The sequence below is a fragment of the Paenibacillus sp. 7523-1 genome, from assembly GCF_002276415.1.
GTDB classification, from domain to species: Bacteria; Bacillota; Bacilli; order Paenibacillales; family Paenibacillaceae; genus Paenibacillus; species Paenibacillus illinoisensis_A.
The window spans coordinates 198,778-218,381 of the sequence record NZ_NPBR01000008.1 but is presented as its reverse complement, the minus strand read 5'-3'; the positions used below and the strand labels follow the sequence as shown (position 1 = coordinate 218,381).

At 47.2% G+C, this 19,604-nt stretch carries 13 protein-coding genes; 10 read left to right on the top strand and 3 right to left on the bottom strand.

Annotated features, from left to right (window positions below; genetic code table 11):
- Positions 1 to 5 precede the first annotated feature (5 nt).
- The 4 genes from CHH60_RS09940 (at position 6) to CHH60_RS09925 (ending at position 8,566) form a co-directional block, all read left to right on the top strand.
- Positions 6 to 1,604 (top strand): ABC transporter substrate-binding protein, encoded by a 1,599-nt coding sequence (locus CHH60_RS09940; protein ID WP_095359072.1) that lies wholly within the window; start codon positions 6 to 8, stop codon positions 1,602 to 1,604.
- Between the two features lie 132 nt (positions 1,605 to 1,736).
- Complete coding sequence (bglX, locus tag CHH60_RS09935) at positions 1,737 to 3,902, top strand: beta-glucosidase BglX (protein WP_095359071.1); 2,166 nt, start codon at positions 1,737 to 1,739, stop codon at positions 3,900 to 3,902.
- Positions 3,903 to 4,024: 122 nt separating this feature from the next.
- On the top strand, positions 4,025 to 7,396 hold the full coding sequence (locus CHH60_RS09930) for a GH36-type glycosyl hydrolase domain-containing protein (protein ID WP_095359070.1): 3,372 nt from the start codon (positions 4,025 to 4,027) through the stop codon (positions 7,394 to 7,396).
- Positions 7,397 to 7,549: 153 nt separating this feature from the next.
- Positions 7,550 to 8,566 carry a LacI family DNA-binding transcriptional regulator gene (locus CHH60_RS09925; RefSeq protein WP_095359069.1) on the top strand — a complete coding sequence of 339 codons (1,017 nt, stop codon included), beginning with the start codon at positions 7,550 to 7,552 and terminating at the stop codon, positions 8,564 to 8,566.
- A gap of 347 nt (positions 8,567 to 8,913) precedes the next feature.
- Here CHH60_RS09925 and CHH60_RS09920 read toward each other — a convergent pair whose 3' ends face one another.
- Positions 8,914 to 9,978 (bottom strand): phosphodiester glycosidase family protein, encoded by a 1,065-nt coding sequence (locus CHH60_RS09920; RefSeq protein ID WP_095359068.1) that lies wholly within the window; start codon positions 9,976 to 9,978, stop codon positions 8,914 to 8,916.
- Positions 9,975 to 10,385: a uroporphyrinogen-III C-methyltransferase gene (locus CHH60_RS09915; RefSeq protein ID WP_095359067.1), complete on the bottom strand. Its 411-nt coding sequence runs from the start codon at positions 10,383 to 10,385 to the stop codon at positions 9,975 to 9,977. Before CHH60_RS09915 ends, CHH60_RS09920 begins: the two co-directional genes overlap by 4 nt.
- Positions 10,386 to 10,814: 429 nt before the next feature.
- On the opposite strand from CHH60_RS09915, the gene CHH60_RS09910 reads away from it, so the two are divergent.
- From CHH60_RS09910 to CHH60_RS09900, 3 genes are all read left to right on the top strand, one after another.
- Entirely contained in the window at positions 10,815 to 11,471 is a 657-nt protein-coding gene (locus tag CHH60_RS09910; RefSeq protein WP_095359066.1) for a response regulator transcription factor, read from the top strand.
- A gap of 140 nt (positions 11,472 to 11,611) precedes the next feature.
- Positions 11,612 to 12,835, top strand: a complete 1,224-nt coding sequence (locus CHH60_RS09905) for an aminotransferase-like domain-containing protein (RefSeq protein WP_095288256.1) — start codon at positions 11,612 to 11,614, stop codon at positions 12,833 to 12,835.
- A 178-nt stretch (positions 12,836 to 13,013) separates the two neighbouring features.
- Positions 13,014 to 13,703 carry an FMN-dependent NADH-azoreductase gene (locus tag CHH60_RS09900; RefSeq protein WP_397332082.1) on the top strand — a complete coding sequence of 230 codons (690 nt, stop codon included), beginning with the start codon at positions 13,014 to 13,016 and terminating at the stop codon, positions 13,701 to 13,703.
- Between the two features lie 98 nt (positions 13,704 to 13,801).
- On the opposite strand, the gene CHH60_RS09895 is transcribed toward CHH60_RS09900, so the two are convergent.
- Positions 13,802 to 14,677: a DUF2161 domain-containing phosphodiesterase gene (locus CHH60_RS09895; RefSeq protein ID WP_095359065.1), complete on the bottom strand. Its 876-nt coding sequence runs from the start codon at positions 14,675 to 14,677 to the stop codon at positions 13,802 to 13,804.
- Between the two features lie 358 nt (positions 14,678 to 15,035).
- Here CHH60_RS09895 and CHH60_RS09890 point away from each other — a divergent pair, with 358 nt between their 5' ends.
- From CHH60_RS09890 to CHH60_RS09880, 3 genes are all read left to right on the top strand, one after another.
- Complete coding sequence (locus CHH60_RS09890) at positions 15,036 to 16,931, top strand: PrkA family serine protein kinase (protein ID WP_095359064.1); 1,896 nt, start codon at positions 15,036 to 15,038, stop codon at positions 16,929 to 16,931.
- A 245-nt stretch (positions 16,932 to 17,176) separates the two neighbouring features.
- Positions 17,177 to 18,181 (top strand): globin-coupled sensor protein, encoded by a 1,005-nt coding sequence (locus tag CHH60_RS09885; RefSeq protein ID WP_095359063.1) that lies wholly within the window; start codon positions 17,177 to 17,179, stop codon positions 18,179 to 18,181.
- A 130-nt stretch (positions 18,182 to 18,311) separates the two neighbouring features.
- Complete coding sequence (locus tag CHH60_RS09880; RefSeq protein ID WP_095359062.1) at positions 18,312 to 19,316, top strand: LacI family DNA-binding transcriptional regulator; 1,005 nt, start codon at positions 18,312 to 18,314, stop codon at positions 19,314 to 19,316.
- Positions 19,317 to 19,604: the final 288 nt, after the last annotated feature.

Sequence of the window (19,604 nt, the reverse complement as noted above, 5' to 3'; positions counted from 1 at the left end):
AAAGCATGAAGACGAACAAAAAGTTGTCTGTTAGATCCATTTTTGCCATCACGCTCTGTATGTTGATGTTGGTGGTGACAGCTTGTTCCAGTAGTAGTTCGGAAGGTAGCAACGAGAAGGATGCAGAGGGAAATTATACAGATAACCTGACCATCTCTGTAGCTAACCTTACAGAAGTAAAAAACGGGAACATGGATAATGAGTTCCATAAATTCTGGACAGACAAGTTCAATGTAACTTGGGACTACAACTATATTGACTGGGATTCATGGGGCGAAAAACTTCGCCTGTGGATCAACTCAGGAGATTTGCCGGATGTATCCGTATGGAACTATGTTCACGGTGATGCCTTGAACAATATTGATCAAGGACTCTTCTACAAATTCCCGGATGACTGGAAGGAACGCTGGCCGAACGTGGCAGCCGCTTACAACTTGACAGGACTCGGAGATAAGTTGGAAGAACTGACTGGCGGAACGTATCTCTTACCTAGACCAATCTATTATGAGAACAAACCTGCTGATCCACTGACAAACCAAATCGGGGTTATTGCTCTCCGTAAGGACTGGGCTGAAGCAGTTGGTTTCGAGCTGAAAGATGCGTATACAACATCTGAAATTAATGAATATGCTGCGCTTGTGAAAGAAAAAGATCCAGGCAAAGTAGGCAACAAACTTGTACCTCTGTCCTATAATGCGGCAGATGCTATGACAAACATGATTATGCCGAACAGCGTGCATGCCATGACGGATTCTCCGTTCTATAAAGGTGAAGATGGTCAGTTCCACTGGGGACCAGCAGATCCCGAGACGCTGACAGGACTGAAATTGATGCAAAAAGCCTATAAGGATGGACTGCTCAATCCAGAGTTCTACACATGGAAAAACAATGAAGGTCAAAACAACTTTAAAGTAACAGGTACTGCTGCAGTTACAAGTCTGGGTGGATTGGCTTCATACAGACAAGGTTTGGACACGGATATGAGAAAGAATCTGGGTGTAGATAGTGATGAGCTGGTACACACTGCAATCGTTCTTGGAGATGACGGTAAATACCGCAACTTGGAGCAAGCAAACTTCTGGTCTGCACTGATTTTCAACCCTGACATCAGTGACGAGAAATTTGAACGAATTATGGATTTGATCGACTACTCCGCGACAAAAGAAGGACAGCTGCTTATTAACATGGGCTTCGAAGGAACGGACTGGAAATATGATGAAAACAACGAACTGGTTAGCTTGCTGCCAGAAGGAACAGTTCTGGAAGACAAATACCCAGCACGCTTCGAAGGTCTGTATCTCCTGGGTGACGACTTCAGTGTTGTAAACCCTGCTATTAAAAAGGATTACCGTGATAGAGCCGTAAAACTGTTCGAGGAAAAAGCAAAACTCGGTACAGAAGGTCAATCGCTCGCAACATACGACTGGGATGTCAACCTGTATGATTCCAAAGCTAAGAGTCAAGCTTCATTCGATTACCAGAACGAATATGCCAACCTGATCCTCAAAAGTGGAGATCTGGAAGCTAACTGGAAAGAATGGGTGAACAGCAAGATGTCCCTGGTTCAACCTTACCTGGATGAACTGAACAGCGAATTCAAGTAATCATTCAGTAGTTAACAAGATGGGACATGACAGGAGATTCTGTCAGCCCACCATTTTGAACCCGGTGCGCGGTCTCTCCCCGAACGCAGCCGGGTTCTTTATTTCAACAACATGCAGTGGAGGATAGCGGATATGAATAATGAGCAATTGCTTGACCTGGTCAAACAGATGACGCTGGAGGAGAAAACAGCTCAGCTTCTTCAATTGACCGCCAATTTTTACGAAGGGACGGATGCCCAAGGCCAGATTACTGGACCGATGGAAGAAATGGGAATTACAGAGCAATCTGTCGTTGCCAGTGGCTCCATCCTGGGCTTGTCAGGCGCACAGGCCATTATTGATGTACAGCAAGCCTATCTGAAAAAAAGCCGTCTCGGTATTCCACTGTTGTTTATGGCGGATGTGGTGCATGGTTTTAAAACGATTTTCCCGATTCCACTGGCGATTGGGTGTTCATGGGATACGGACTTGGCTGAGCAAAGTGCAGAGATTGCTGCACGCGAATCCGCAGTATCCGGTTTGCATGTGACATTTTCTCCAATGGTGGATCTGGTTCGTGACCCGCGCTGGGGCCGCGTGATGGAGACGACAGGCGAAGATCCGTACCTCAACAGCCTGTTCTCGGCGGCTTTTGTACGAGGATATCAGGGAGACAGTTTGAAAGATGAGCCAGATCGTCTCGCTGCTTGCGTCAAACACTTTGCAGCGTATGGCGCTGTTGAAGGCGGACGTGACTATAACACCGTAGATATGTCCGAGCGCAATCTGCGTGAGTATTATTTGCCAGCATACAAAGCTGCTCTGGATGCAGGTGTCGAAATGGTGATGGCTTCGTTCAATACAGTAGATGGCATCCCAGCGAGCGGTAATGAAAAGTTGATGCGTGACATTTTACGTGACGAGTGGGGCTTTGATGGTGTATTGATCTCGGATTGGGCTTCCATCCGCGAGATGATTGCTCATGGTGCAGCTGAAGATGATCGTGAAGCGGCATACCGTGCCATTCGCGCAGGCGTGGATATCGAGATGATGACCCCTTGTTATGTTAATCATCTGCCTGAGCTGATCCAGAGCGGTGAAGTGGAAGAGAAGCTTATCGATGAGGCTGTACTCCGTATTCTGCAGCTCAAAGAAAAACTGGGATTGTTCGACAATCCACTCCGTGCCGCTGATCCGGAACGCGAGCGCGAGATTGTATTCTCGAAGGAACATCGTCAGGTATCCTACGAGCTGGCAACCAAATCGGCTGTTTTGCTGAAAAATGATAACAGCGTACTTCCGCTTCAGCCGGAAGCGAATATCGCATTGATCGGGCCTTTTGCCCAGAGTGAAGACATTCTCGGCTGGTGGTCTTGTGAAGGCGTGAAGGCGGATGCTGTCAAGCTGGGAACGGCACTGCAGGAGCGTCTGCAGCACGGACAGGTTCACATGGCCCAAGGAAGTGGCGTTCACACGATCACCTCGGAACAAATTGCTGAAGCCATGGAAGCAGCGAGCAAAGCAGACCTTATCGTTCTGGCTCTGGGTGAAGATTCTGAAATGAGTGGTGAAGGTGGTTCGCGTACCGATATTCGTCTGCCAGCAGCTCAGCTTGAACTCATCAAACAGTTGAAGACAACAGGCAAACCGATGGCTAGCGTGATTTTTAATGGTTGTCCTTTGGATCTGCATGGCGTGTTTGAAGAATCGGATGCCGTACTTGAAGCGTGGTTCCCCGGCAGTGAAGGCGGAGCAGCGATTGCTGATGTTCTCATAGGCGTAGTGAATCCATCTGCACGTTTGACGATGTCGTTCCCGCAGTCCGTAGGTCAGATTCCGGTGTATTATAACCATTTCAACACAGGACGCCCTCTGAACCCGGAGAAAACGGAAGAACGTTATGTTTCAAAGTATATAGATAGTCCGAACGAGCCACTGCTTCCGTTTGGTTATGGCTTGTCATACACCACATTTGAATATGGTGATCTGGAAGTGTCCAGCCATGAGATGACTGCTGATCAACCGATCAGCATCCAGGTTCGTGTAACGAATACCGGACAGCGCGCAGGTGTGGAGACGGTTCAACTCTATGTGCGTGATGTAACCGGTGAGGTAGTCCGTCCAATGCGTGAGCTGAAGGGATATACGAAACTTGCACTTGAGCCAGGCGAGAGCGGTACGGCTACATTTACGTTAAATGAGGAACAACTTCGCTATCATCATTCCGATCTGACTTATCGCAGTGACAAAGGGACATTCCAGATTTTTGTCGGTCCTAACAGCCGCGATACTATGGAACGCACGTTCAAGTTGGTTTAATGAATGCAAGTTACCCCAAGTGAGTGATTGGTTTTAACATAAAAATGCAGTGAAGCTGCACTGCCTTCTTCATGGCTGCTTGGCAGAGGAAGAAGGCAGGATAGGAGGATATGAATAGATTCATGAATACGATGACTAGATCGCAAATCAACATTCAAGCCGGCGAGCTGAACTTCACATTCTGGGAGAGCGGTGATCTGTTCCAGGCAGTAAGTGGACAGGCCATGATCAATCAACTAATGACAAGTCCGGTGGACGGGTCCATGAATAATCTCTATTTGCGTTTTCATGACGAATCCAGTATTCGTTATGTCCCGATGCTCGGCATCCATTCCGAGAGCCAGGTTCATCAGGACGGAGACCGCTTGGTGTGGGTGGGAAATGCGGAAGGTGTGACTTATCAGGTTGTTTTTGCACCGACAGCTCAGGGAGTCTGGTTCTGGGATGTAACGGTTAATGGCCACGGGGAAAAAGTGGATGTCATCTACGGCCAAGACATTGGCATAGCTGACCCCGGAGCGGTACGAAGCAATGAAGCCTATCTTTCGCAATATATCGATCATGCCGTATTCGAGGATGACAAATGGGGTTATGTCGTAGCATCCAGGCAAAATCAACCCCAGGGCGGGGTATTTCCTTATGTGCAGCAGGGATCTTTAACTCGTGCTACGGGGTATTCAACCGATGGATTCCAATTCTTTGGCTTAAGCTACAAGGAAACGAATATTCCGGAAAGCCTGCTTAAACCGTCGCTGGCGAATGAGGTATATCAATATGAATTTGCGTATACTGCCCTTCAGTCAGAAACTGTGGTTTTGAATGGCGAAGCCCGCTTTGTATTCTACGGCCTTTTCCAGGCGAATCATGCGGCAGCCATTAAGGAACTGGGATATAAAGATGTGGTGGAACAAGCCTGGAACGAATATGAAGCGAAACGTGCTGGGAACGCTTCGGTTGCAGCTGGCTCTGCCAATGCTTTGCCTAAAGTTTCCCTGAACCCGGCTCTTGGTGAGCCGCTTCGTACTATGGCTATGTCTGAAGACGAAGTGAATGCCCGTTTCCCGGCCTCAACCAGACAACAGGAAGAACGTGCCGATGGCGAGCTGCTGGCGTTTTTCACAGACACATATGAGCATATTGTCCTCAAGGAAAAGGAAATGCGCGTGGAGCGTCCGCACGGTCATATTCTGATGAGTGGAAACAATGTGAAACTGGGGAAGAATGTAATTACGACGACTTCCTATATGTACGGTATTTTTAACTCACACATCGTTGTGGGCAATACGAACTTTAACAAAATGATGAGCAATGCCCGCAGTGCGCTGAATATTGCAAAATCCTCCGGTCAGCGGATCTACGTGGAGATGGACGGAATCTTCCATCTGCTCACCATGCCGTCTCTCTTCGAGATGGGCTTCAACTATGTGCGCTGGTATTACAAAACGGATCAGGACACGCTGATTGTCACGAACTATACAACACTGGATACTCCTGAAATACGTTTGCATGTGAAATCGGAAAAAGGAATCGCTTATCGCTACCTGATCACCAATCAGATCACCATGAATGTGAATGAATATGAATTACCTGCCCGTGTCACCGAACAGAACGGTGAACTTCGCATTAAGGCGAATACGGACAGCCTCAGCGCCAAGGAATACCCGAATCTGGAATATCGCATGTCAGTGAGCGGAGCGGGAGTGAAGGTAGGCGATGAGACCCGACTGGCGAGTGGTGTGAATTCGGGTGACGGATCCATTTTCACTTTGCAGCTGGGGAGTACGGCTGAATGGACAATGACCATTCAAGGCCTGCTTGAAGGAGAGAGTGTGGTGTTGTCCACACGCAGCTTCGAGGAGGAAGTGGATGCTTATCGTGCCTTTTATGCGAAAGTCATGAACGGGTTCCATCTGTCGCGTCCTGGGAAGCCAAATGAAGAAGAGTTGTTCAAGGTCAATGCGCTTGCATGGTGGTATACCCATAATATGCTGGTCCATTACTCCGTTCCGCACGGTTTGGAGCAATATGGCGGCGCAGCTTGGGGAACACGGGATGTATGTCAGGGGCCGGTCGAATACTTTATGGCTACGCAGAAATATGAACAGGTCCGCGATATTTTGAAAATGGTGTATTCGCACCAGTATGAGGATGACGGCAACTGGCCGCAATGGTTCATGTTTGACCGTTATTTCAAAATTCAGCAGGAAGAGAGCCATGGAGATATCATTGTATGGCCGCTTAAAGTACTGAGTGACTACCTGATTGCGACCAAGGATTACTCCATTCTGGATGAAGAGGTTCCTTACACCGTTAAACACGGTTTCCATTTTAGTGAAGAGAAAGCATCGGTGCTGGAGCATGCGCAGAAAGAGCTTGAATATATCCGCAGCCACTTCCTGCATGATACATTCCTTTCCTCGTATGGTGATGGAGACTGGGATGATACACTTCAACCCGCGAATGCCCAACTGAAACAGTATATGGTCAGCAGCTGGACCGTTGCCCTTACGTATCAAACACTGAGTCAGCTATCCAGAGCACTTGTGCCTGTGAAGCCGGAACTAGCGGCAGAATTAAGCAGCATGGCTGCAGGGGTGAAAAAGGACTTCAACAAATATATGCTGGATACCGACGTTATTCCTGGTTTTGTATATATGGAAGATCCAGAGCAAGCCAAGCGGATGCTGCATCCGGATGATAGCGAGACTGGCATTCAGTACCGTCTATTGCCGATGACACGCAGCATGATTGCCGAGCTTCTGGAGCCTGAACAGGCAGCGTCCCACTATCGTTTGATTAAGGACAAATTGTTCTGCCCGGACGGTGTGCGGCTTATGAACCGCCCAGCCCAATACGATGGAGGGGTAAGCACACATTTCAAACGTGCAGAACAGGCGTCCAACTTCGGTCGTGAAGTTGGTCTGCAATATGTGCATGCACATATTCGCTACATTGAAGCCATGGCGAAACTTGGTAATCCCGAGGAAGTATGGAACGGCCTTGGCATTATCAACCCTGTGGGTATTCAGCAAGTCGTGCCTAATGCGGATCTCCGTCAGAGCAATGCTTACTTCAGCAGTTCTGATGGTAAATTTAACAACCGCTACGATGCACAGGAGCAGTTCGATAAGCTTCGCACCGGTGATATTCAGGTAAAAGGCGGCTGGAGAATCTATTCCAGCGGACCAGGGATTTACATGAACCAACTGATCTCGAACGCACTGGGCATTCGCCAAGAGGAAGAGGATCTCGTAATCGATCCCATCCTTCCGGCAAGTCTGGATGGCCTGCACTTTGATTTCCAATATAACGGAAAGAAAGTGATTTTTGTCTATCATCTTGGCGGAGAAACGGTACAACGTGTGCTGCTTAACGGCAAGGAACTGGAGACGACGAGACTGCAGCAGCCTTATCGTCAGGGGGGACTGCGTATATCACATACAACCCTTGAACAAGGTCTGGCCGAAGGTAACGTGATCGAGATTTACAGCTAAAAATAGCAGAAGAACTTTGGAGTAACAGCGATCGAAAGATGATTCTGTAACCGGAGTGTCATTTAGATAAGGGTTAGTCCGTTTGCCAACTATTCAAGAAGTCAGGTCCTCCTGCCCGGAGGGCCTGATCAACATAACAGGGGAGCGAAGATTGTGGTCAGTATCAAGGATATCGCCAAAAAGGCGGGGGTTTCGATCTCCACCGTGTCTTATGCGCTGAATGGCAGCAATAAAGTGACAGATGAGACCAGCTCCAAAATTTTGGCCATTGCCAAAGAGCTGAACTATGTACCGAACGCTGCCGCACGAACGTTGAAGAAAAGGGAGTCCAAAATTCTCGGTGTATTTCTGACAGACTTTAGCGGAGATGTATATGGGGATTTGCTTAGTGGGATGAAAACGGTTTGCAACGCTCAGGGATATGACTTGATTGTCTGCAGTGGCAAGCAGTCCCACCGGATGCTTCCGGAGCGAATGATTGATGGAGCGGTTATACTTGATCATACGTTTGCCAGCGAGGAGCTGCTGCAATATGCCGATCGGGGACATAAAATTGTCGTTCTTGACCGAGAGCTTCATCATCCGAATATCAATCAGGTACTGCTGGATAACAAGGCAGGAGCTACACTGGCGATGGAACATCTGATTGAGCAGGGACATACGAAGATATATGTCGTAACCGGTCCGGAGGGTTCATTTGACTCGGCACAGCGGATGAAAGCGGTAAGGCAAGTGACCGAGCGGGAAGCAAATGTCGAATGGATCGAGATTGTGGGAGACTTTGAGAAAAGTGGCGGAGAGCAGGCTGCTGAGTTAATTATTCAAGAGTATACGAGACCGGCTGCAGTGTTCTGTCTCAATGATGAGATGGCCATTGGTCTGTGTAATCGCTTGGCCGAAAGTGAGCTGCAGATTGGCCGGGATATTGATGTCATCGGTTTTGACAACATTGAACTGAGCAAATATGTTCAACCAAGACTGGTCACCATTGATTATTCCAAAAGGAAATGGGGTTCCCTTGCAGCGGAGCAGTTAATCAAAATTATTGCCGGAGAACCGGTGGACCATGAACGAATCTACGTTACATTGGTGGAGGGCGGTTCAGTTTGCAGACAGGTTCCACAAGATATCCCATTGCCTATTCGCCATGAACGGGTGGTTAGCTCTTGATGCGAGAGGATGACTACGTCAGTTGTATCATCTCGAAAAGCTTCAACGATGTCAGTGCTGTACCCCGAGAGACAAGGCTTAGAAGAATTACAGCATTCTTTTAAGCCTTGTCTCTTGGTATATGAACATAATAAAAAAGCCTCTCACAAGGAGAGGCTTGGCCATTAAAGGCCCTTGGTTTTGTCGTTGTTGTAGGATGCAGTGAAAATGCCTGTCATGAACAATGCAAGTACAATTGCAATAATCCAGAATGTCAATGAGAACGACATACACTTGCCACCTCCTGTACATTTAGCACTTTCTTCTATTATAACCAATAAAGGAAGAAAAGGAATGCCTATACAGGATCATTTGTAAAATAAAAAGTGAGTAGGCACAGGTCTGAGATTGCCGTCTGATGGATTGTTCACAACCCGATTGTTCAGGATTAGCGAGGAGGAGCCGCCGCCATCCAGATTGTAGGCATCCACTACGCCCAGTTTGTATAATCGACCTTGAAGCTCCTCAAGAGTGGCACCAGAGCTTCCGCTTTCGTTATATCCATCCACAACGATAATAAGCAGCTGATCATCCTTGTAATTGCCAATTACAGTACGGGGAGCCCTCTTGGGCGACACCTTCCACTTAGCAGGAATGGCTGTTTTCTTGCCGTTCTGAAGCAGGACAGGTACAAAAGTAGCACCGAACTGTGGTTTGAGGCGGTCCAGGGAGTTTTTATCAAAAAATTTGCCGCCTACCAGTTTGCCCGTATCGTTAAGTCCTACAAAAAACAGATCCTTGAAACTGGCTTGGAAGCCGTTCACATATTTACCGTCCATGACCGTTGTGCTGAGCGGGTATCGTTTGCCACCACTATCTGCGAATCCGCCTGCATTGATTCCGGCGATCGCACCATTTCGCTTAACGGCCTGCATGGTTGTCTCTGCTTTTCCAGGTTCACTGCTCAAAGCCATTTTCATGGCCGTAGGGTCCTTCAGTTTAACTTTCATCGCGTAACCCTTATACGTGCCAGGGTTCACTCGATAGAGTTCAATCGTAAGCCGGTCACTGTTAACCCGTTCAATGGGAACGCCGAGCTTGGACGAAATACGCTGGTTGTATATCGTTTCCGGACGTGCGGCTTGTACCGATGCCGACTGTACGATGGTAGACATCGTACTGGTCGTACGATTATACAGCTCTGTCGTTCTTTTAATAGAAGAAGAAGTTTGAACGGCAGCTTCCTTGGCCCCAGCAAGCTCCTGGCGTATAGCCTGGGTCTGGGGAGTAATCGTTTCCTCTGACAGTCCGGAATGAATCAAATCCCCAGGTTCAAGCGGGGGGCGAAGCAGCAGCAAACAGATGATCAATCCAATAAAAGGAGCAAGTGCAAGCATAAAAAAACGATTAACCTGTTTTACGGGTGTAATCATTTGAGCAGGTCCATCTTTTTCTGGAGGGTTTCCAGTTGCTTTTTGACTTCGCTCAGCTGAGTGTACAATTTATTGCTGTTATCCGTTTTATCGCTTGCATTATCCTTAGTAAACGTTAGCAGCTCATTGAAGGATTGAACTTGTCCCTGCAGGTCGGCTACTTCCTTCGATATCGTTGTTAGCTGATTTTCATAGTCCGCTTTTAGCGCGGCAATCTGCTGCTGATTATGGGCCTGAATCTGACTAAGCATCTGCTTCTGAAGATGGTTACTATAGTAGTAGGTTCCCACAACTCCGAGTGCAATGAGAACAATCCACATGACCAGAAAAAGCTTGACTGAAGATCCGGCCTTGCCTTTGGCGCTCCGGGTGTGATGGATGTCAGAAGGTTGAGCAGAAGGTTTCATATCATCACTCCTGGTTATAAATAGTTTAAAAAATACCAATCCTCATTCTAACATGCCACTATTGATTACGCAAAAATGAAATTCTTTAAGTAATAGGATAAAAAGAGATTGCATCGGATGGAAGTCCTAGGATACAATTTCTTATAGATGCAATAAGTAGGAACTTTGGGCAGGATTTTCGACCTTTTTAGCTAGAGATGCAGGAAAATTATACTATATTTTGCATGAGTGAGGCATATATATTGCAATGTCATGATGCAGTTTTGGTGAAATAAAGCAGCTGTATGGCTGTCCATCCATTTATTCATCATATTTCGACATTATTCGACTTTGCTTCTTCTATACGTGGACTGTCGCAAGTATGGTGATAGAATCAAGGCAAAAAAAGTAGAAAAGTATTTGTCCAATACATAACCAGGGGGAACAATCATGAAAAAAGTATGGCAGGTGGTCATCGTAGATATCCACCCCACCAGCATGCTGGGTACCAAATTGATTTTGGAAGAGCAGCAGGATTTACTTGTACGGGGAATGACCTCAACAGGTACAGAAGGACTAGAATTGGTGAAGATCCATCAACCCGATCTCATTTTGATGGATTATCGGCTTCCTGAAGGGCAAGCAGATCCATATATTACTCAGATGAAGAATGCATCCGTGCATAGTCATGTTATTATTTTGACAGATGAAGACAATGTGAAGCTGTTTCGTCATCTTATGGGTCTTGGTGCAAGCGGCATGCTGTCGAAACAGGCTTCCCCTAGCCAGCTGATTCACCTTATTTCCGGGTTGCGGGAGGGATGCGTATCCATTCCGATCTCCTGGCTTACAAGCACTGAATGGGCTCAGCCGTCTGACTCTCCGGGAGAAGAATTTCTGGTGGAACTGACAGAAACCGAAACTTTTATCATGGAAAGAATTGTTCAGGGCGTAACCTATGATAAAATAGCCAGTGAGATTAACGTCAGCCGACGTTCCATTGATAACTATCTGCGCAAAATCTATGTGAAGCTGGATGTAAGCAGTCGCGCACAAGCTATTGAACGCTATGCCTTATATGCGAGACAGGCCAAGACGCTATCCTGATAACCATTCTTCATTTATAAAGGTACAGGATGTGAATCAGGAGGCAGGTCCAATCGTCATATTCGGCGCTCAGCAGGAATAGGTTGAAGTGGCTGTGGACTGCGAGCACAGTTCGGAATTGATGAAAGGGGAACGGACCGATGAAATATTTCTTCGCCTCCCGTACAAACAGGCTGTTGTCTTCACCACTCCGGGATATTCGTGAAATGTCTGGCCGGGATTATTTCATTTCTCTGGCTGAAGAGTTACCTGCAGAGGAATTATTTCCGTTCAAGCTGCTGGAAGAAGCAGCCGTATCTGTATTCAGTTCTGGGCCATCTGCTCTTCAGTATGGTGAGCCAGCAGGCTACAGGCCTCTGAGAGAGTGGCTGGACACGGACTGGAATATCCGAAAAGACATACGTACAGTGCCAGAGCAGATTTTATTAACCACAGGAACCCAGCAGGCAATTGATTTGGTGATGCGTCTGCTGCTGGAGCCAGGGGATTCTGTATTGGTAGAACACCCTACCTCTCCGGGTTGTCTTGAAGTTCTGGAAATGCAAGGGGCCAAAATTGTGCCTGTCCTTGGCGATTCAGACGGCATATTGCCAGATCTATTGGAGCACCACATGCAGCAGCTTAGACCGAAGCTGCTTTTTGCTGCGCCAAGCTTCTCGAATCCGACGGGCGTGCTGTGGTCCATGGAACGGAGAGAGGCTGTGCTTGATCTGTGCTCTCGATACGGGGTTTTGCTTGTTGAGGATGACTCGTATGGAGAGCTCCACTTCGACGGTCTGGAGACGGCCGACTTCTATCGCAGGTTTCCTTCGTTATTTGCGCTCGATACTGCTGATCAAGGCGGGCATGTACTATATATTGGTTCGTTCAGCAAAACGGTTGCACCTGCACTGCGCACGGGCTGGGCAGCAGGACATCCTGCCTTGATACAAGCCATGGCTTCAGTCAAGCGGATTGCAGATGGGCAATCCAGTCCAATGAATCAGCGGTTATTATATCAGCTGCTCGCCCAGTCTCCATTTAAATGGAGTGACCATCTATCCATGCTAAACCGGGAGTACAAAATCAGACTGAAGCTGATGCTTGAGTTGCTCAAAAGGCCTGGCTGGAAAGGGGTTCAATATACCATCCCCAAAGGGGGCATGTATCTGTGGGTTCAACTTCCCGAGGGGCTGGATAGCGGAGCATTGCTCAAAGTGGCACTTTCCAAAGGTGTGTCCTTTCTGCCAGGTTCTCTCTGCTCAACGGGTGTCCAGGATCACCGTCACATTCGGTTGAATTTTAGTCATCCTGGACGCGACGAGCTGCTGCTGGGCATGAACCTGATCAGTGAAGCCATCTCAGAATTCACTGCCCGCAATTAGCAGAATGATAAAGAGAGCGACTTTCTACAAAAGAAAGTGAGAACTGCGATTCCTGAATGAATATATGAAATTTTGAAGAACAAATAAAAAGAGTTCATAACCCAAAGTAATTACGTTATTGCATCCACTAACATTTTTATATATAATATGTATTAATGAGTTGTTGTTTTCTTTATATATGTTGTATTCAACGCGATTTCAGGAGAAACACTCATATATTTTAATTAACGGGGGAACGAACATGTCCAACATTCTATTTGTAAAAGCAAACGACCGTCCTGCGGATCAAGCAGTCAGCGTAAAATTGTACGATGCATTTTTGAGCGCATACAAAGAATCCCACCCAGGTGACACCATCACTGAGTTGGATCTCTACAATACAGATATCCCTTACTACGGTAACACTGTAATTACAGGTGGATATAAAGCAGCTAACGGTATCGAAGCAACTGCTGAAGAGCAGCAAGCTGCTGCACTCGCAGCACAATTGCAAGATCAATTCCTGGCAGCTGATAAAGTGGTATTTGCATTCCCACTGTGGAACTTCACTGTTCCTGCACCACTGGTAAACTACATTTCCTACCTGAGCCAAGCTGGCAAAATGTTCAAATACACAGCTGAAGGCCCTGTAGGTTTGGTTGGCGACAAAAAAGTGGCATTGCTGAATGCACGTGGCGGCGTTTACTCCGTTGAGCCAATGGCATCTGCTGAAATGTCCGTAAAATATGTAACAAACGTACTGAACTTCTGGGGTATCCAAAACCCTGAGCTCGTTATCGTTGAAGGTCACAACGCTTCACCTGATCGTTCCCAAGAGATCGTGGATGCTGGCCTGAAATTGGCAACTGAAGTAGCAGCAAGCTTCTAATTGCAATTATATAGAATCATTTAGCAAGAGCCTGTGATCTCCTCGGAGATGACAGGCTCTTTTGTATGCATCATGATTGCTGAAACATTTATCTTTATTTATTTAACTGTTGATTTATTTTTGGACAACGGGTCAGAAACTTCGTCTTGGAGTGCCCGATACTGCTCAGTTGCCTCCGCAATTTCTCCTAGCTCTTCCACAATAAAATCCTCGGAGGAGTCCAGACTCCATGGCACCATTAGATCATGTTCCAACGTATCATGGTCTTCCAGCATATGAGAATGCTCGGACAGGGCTTGTGCCCCTTTGATCGTAAGTACGTATTTACCGCGTGACAATCGTTCGAACCACCCATAGTAATTTTTCTGCAAAATGGCTGCAGCCGATCCGACTCCGGTTTCTCTTGCGAGTACGGCAGGAGAAGCTTCACCTTGGGTTCGCAGGGCAGAGGCGACACGCAGCGCCTTCTCCCGGTATGCGGTTACCAGCTGCCTGCGGGTACTGCCGCCCGTGTTATAATCCCCGCTGCGCTCTTCAAATTCCCTCAGCAATCGTTGACGCCTTACCCCACCTTTACGGGAAGGAATCCGGTTTGTACGGTTCAATGCCGCAGGCTCACACAGCACATCAATGAATGGTGACTTGGTCTTATAGAACGTCACCGTAATCAGGCCAAGCCCGAGCTGGTGGCACAGTGCTGTGAGTTCGCTCCAGCGCTGGTTAACAGCCCCGCGTTTGCTCCGATTGCGCTCTACAGCCAGATAAACGAATGGACTAAGTTTTAGCCTCTGCATCCCCTGAAGAAGCAGCGAAAGATTGAAAGTTTTTTTCATCTCCACAATAAGGGGATCGTCTTGATCGGATCTGACTCCGACGAGGTCGCAATGTCTGACTTCAGCCTTGATCAGGAATCCCTGCTTTTCGAAAAAGGCTTTTAGTGGCGAATATAACTCGGTCTCGTATTTTACTGCCATCCTTCCTCCTCCTTTCCCAAGAAGTTGTCCACGGCGGGACGTTGTCCGGTTTCCTGAATTTAGAACCTTCATTATATCATAACCGTGCTTTTTTTTCTGAGGGCACAAGATGTCTGATAGAACAGGGAAAAGCCGAAATTATGGATCGTGAATTGAAAAAAAGAGGTCAACTTATCCGATTTGCCGCATAGGTATGTAATACACTTTTCACAACAATACAAGACGTTTGGACAGAGGGTGGCGGGACTAATCCGGACCGCAGATTGGTATTCAAGCAGGAGCTGCAATTCTATTGATTTCTTCATACCATTCGGAATGGTTGACAATCACACTAAAGGAGCCATGGGAGGTACCAAGCATGAATATTTTTGAACGCGTTGCGGAATATCGGGCAGAGAGTGACCGTTTGTCTTGGAATGGAACATTTGAAGATTATATTGCTCTGCTGAGAGAGGACCCGACTCCGGCAATGACGGCTCACGCACGAGTATATCAGATGATTGAATCGTTTGGCGTGGAAGAAGTCGGGGGGCATAAGCGGTATAAGTTTTTTGAACAGGAGATTTTTGGACTGGATCGCTCCATTGAGAAGCTGGTCGAGGAATATTTCCATTCGGCAGCACGCCGTCTGGATGTACGGAAACGGATTTTGCTCCTTATGGGTCCGGTAAGTGGAGGGAAGTCGACGCTCGTCACATTGCTGAAGCGCGGTCTTGAACAGTTCTCGCGGACGGAAAAAGGGGCCGTTTACGCCATCGAGGGATGCCCGATGCATGAGGAACCTCTGCACTTAATCCCTCTGGAGCTTCGTCCCGAAGTGGAAAAAGAGATTGGTGTCCGTATTGAGGGCAACCTGTGCCCATCCTGCCAGATGAGACTTCGTACCGAATATGGCGGGGATATCAGCCGCGTCAAGGTAGAACGGGTTATCATCTCCGAGGACAACCGAATAGGAATCGGGACATTCAGTCCGTCCGATCCGAAGTCCCAGGATATCGCAGATCTCACGGGCAGCATCGACTTCTCGACCATTACCGAGTTTGGTTCCGAATCCGACCCGCGTGCGTATCGTTTTGACGGAGAACTAAACAAGGCAAATCGTGGATTGATGGAGTTCCAGGAGATGTTGAAATGTGATGAAAAGTTTCTGTGGAACCTCTTATCGCTCACGCAGGAGGGCAATTTCAAAGCAGGCCGGTTTGCCTTAATCAGTGCCGATGAGATGATCGTTGCTCATACCAATGAGTCGGAGTACAAATCGTTTATTGCGAATAAAAAGAATGAAGCCCTGCAATCCCGGATGATTGTGATGCCTATTCCATATAATCTGAAGGTCTCCGAAGAAGAGAAGATTTATGGAAAGCTTATTCAGCAAAGTGACATGAAACATGTTCATATTGCACCGCACGCGCTGCGGACCGCAGCCATTTTCTCCATACTTACCCGCCTGAAGGAAACGAAAAAACAAGGCATGGACCTCGTCAAAAAGATGCGGATGTATGATGGTGAGGAAGTTGAGGGTTACAAGGAAGCCGATCTGCGTGAAATGCAAAATGAGTATCTGGATGAAGGCATGTCCGGCATCGATCCACGTTATGTCATCAACCGGATATCCAGTGCTTTGATTAAGCAAAACCTTCAGTGCATTAACGCGTTGGATATTTTGCGGGCAATCAAGGACGGTCTGGATCAGCATGCTTCCATTACCAAAGAAGAACGCGAGCGCTATCTGAACTTTATTGCCCTGGCGCGTAAGGAATATGATGAACTGGCCAAAAAGGAAGTGCAAAAAGCTTTTGTGTATTCGTTTGAAGAGTCTGCCAAAACGCTGTTCGAAAATTACCTCGATAACATCGAGGCCTTCTGTAACTGGTCCAAAATCCGTGATCCGTTAACCGATGAGGAGATGGATCCGGATGAGCGTTTAATGCGTTCGATTGAGGAGCAGATCGGAATATCCGAAAATGCGAAAAAAGCATTCCGGGAAGAGATTCTGATCCGAATTTCTGCATACTCCCGCAAAGAGCGCAAGTTTGAATACAGCAGCCACGATCGACTGCGGGAAGCGATTGAAAAGAAGCTGTTCGCAGACCTGAAAGACATCGTCAAGATTACAACTTCAACCAAAACACCAGATGCTACACAATTGAAACGGATGAACGAGGTTATCAAACGCCTAATTGAAGAACATGGATATACGGCAGCCAGCGCAAATGAACTGCTGCGTTATGTGGGCAGTCTGCTGAATCGCTAACAGGTTCAAAACCATTCCGGATCAGGCTCCTGATGCCTGCTGTGAGGCTCCTTCACGGCAGGTGAAGGAGTCTTTTTGCATGAACAGTCGATGAAACTCGCGAAAAAACTGACACCAGAAGTTAAATTCATGACAAATTAGTTCTAATGGTATATGTAAATTTAGGCCATTTAGTCTATAATCGGTACAGTAATTTTACAAATTGGTGTTTTTTAGTAGTTATTAAGGAGTTGACGGAACTAGTTATGAGTATTACTGCAGCAAGACAAAAGCAACTCGATTATATTGGACTCACCAGAGCGGATCTGCAATTGCTTGCCGACCACAGGCCGGTATTCCAGAAGGTTGTACATGATGTGGTGGATCACTTCTATAATCATGTCGGAGGTTATCCTGAACTCGCAGAGATGATTACACGGTTTTCTTCCATTGAACGATTGAAAGAAACGCAGCAAATGTACTGGCTGTCCATGACGGATGGCATAGTGGACGAGGCTTATATTGAACAGCGTATTGCGATTGGATTGGTACATTCACGCATTGGATTATCTGAAGATTATTATCTGGGGACATATATGGTTTATCTCGATATTGCAACAAGCATATTTCAGCAAGTCATCCCTAATTCCTGGCATCGTGTGATTCAGGCGCTGAGCAAAATGTTTAATCTCGACGCCCAGCTTGTCCTTGAAGCTTATGAGAAGAAGGAAAAGGAAAAGCTGCACCAGCTTGCTGCAGAACAGGAGCATACTCTGACGGCCGTTACGCAGATTACCCAGCAACTGACGGGCATGATCTGTGAATTGAACGAGAATGCCCAGGCTATCTCGGACGTCGCGAGAGAAACCGCTGCCTCGCAGGATCAAGCCCATGAATTGCTGGAGGCATTAACAGATGAGATCCATCAGATTGGCAAGATGGGAGAACTCATTCGTGAAATTTCAGAGCAAAGTCATCTGGTCGGCCTGAATGCAGCCATCGAAGCTGCACATGCAGGCGAATTCGGGCGGGGGTTCGAAGTTGTTGCAAGTGAAGTCCGGAAGCTTGCCGCCAATTCCCGTGAGGCACAGGGAAAAATCCAGGCGAATCTCGAACAGATTATGAGGAAGCTTGGAAGTGTACAACAAGAGTCGCAGCACACATCTCAAGGAGCGAGACGCCAAGCTTCACGTTCGGAGGAACTTGCGGTATTTGCAACCACGATGGAGAAACTCGCACTGGATCTGAGAAAACTGGACAGGCAAATATAGGCTGTTAGTACCCCAAGATCCTGCGATACCGTTTCTGGCTGTTTTAAGCTATAATGGGTAGACAAACCTGCCGAATGTCATAGTAATTGCAGCCGGAGACAGGGGATTTGAAAGAGGTTGAGGTGATCAGGTGGCTTCTATCCATGATGTGGCCAAAGAAGCGGGCGTATCTGTTGCAACCGTTTCCAAAGTGCTGAACGATTATCCCGATGTAAGTGACAAAACTCGCAAAAAAGTCAATATAGCCATTGAACTATTGAAATATCAACCGAATGTGGTGGCACGCGGACTTGTAAAACGCCGTTCATGGACGGTAGGGGTGCTGCTCACAGTTCCTTTTACCAATCCGTTTGTTTCGGAATTGCTGGAAGGGATCAAGACAGCACTAGAGAATAGCGGTTATGATCTGGTCCGTTTGTCCACACGGTTCGACGATCCGGGATACTCGTTTATCAAACATTGCCGCAGCCGGAATGTGGATGGCGTTGTTGTGTTCGGAGAAGGAAGAGACAACAAAAGTATCGAGGAATTGGTTCAAGCTGAGATTCCGACCATGTTTATTGATACAGATTTGTTTGGCAAACGGGCCGGATATATTACTACGGATAATTCCAATGCGATTGCAATGAGTGTTAAGCATCTGCATGAGTTGGGTCATCGCAAGATTGCCTATATCTCGGGCACACTCGGCCCCGCCGTAGCCAATCTTCGGTTGGAAGGCTACCGTGAAGGATTGCGCGAGTGCGGTATTCCGTATTCAACCGTGTATCTGGAGGTATGTGACTACTCCTTTGAAGAGGGAAGCAAGGCTGCACGGCGATTGCTGGCATTGAAGGATCAACCAACAGGGATCGTTTGCGCTTCAGACATGGCCGCCTTCGGTGCGATTCATGAGATTGAGAAACACGGTCTAAGCGTGCCTGAAGACATTTCAGTCGTTGGCTTCGACAATACGTATTACGCTCAGGTATTTAAACCGGGGTTAACCACGATTAATCAAAACATCTATTCGATCGGCATCAAGTCGATTGAGTATCTGATTGCGATGATTGAAAATCCGGATTATTCTCCGCCGGTTATTACGGAGCCGTCCAATCTGGTTGTCCGGCAGACCACTGCACCTGTCAAAGGGTAACGGTCCACGAAGTAAGCACAGCTGCTGGCTGTGCTTATTGGATATGTAAAACGAGAGTGGAATACATAGAGGCCGTAAGGAATCTTCACGTCAAAATCGCTTCATTTTTTGAAGTTTAACAATGTATATTCATGTTCCTTAATACTGGAAATAAGTGTTGATTTTCGTCATTAGGACGTTTAGACTATATACATCACTATTAACGGGTTTCTGATGTATGGCTGCTGTGCTATGCAAGCTGGTGGTCACGAGTCAAAATGAAACGAAGGGAGTGCCTGTCACCCGGAC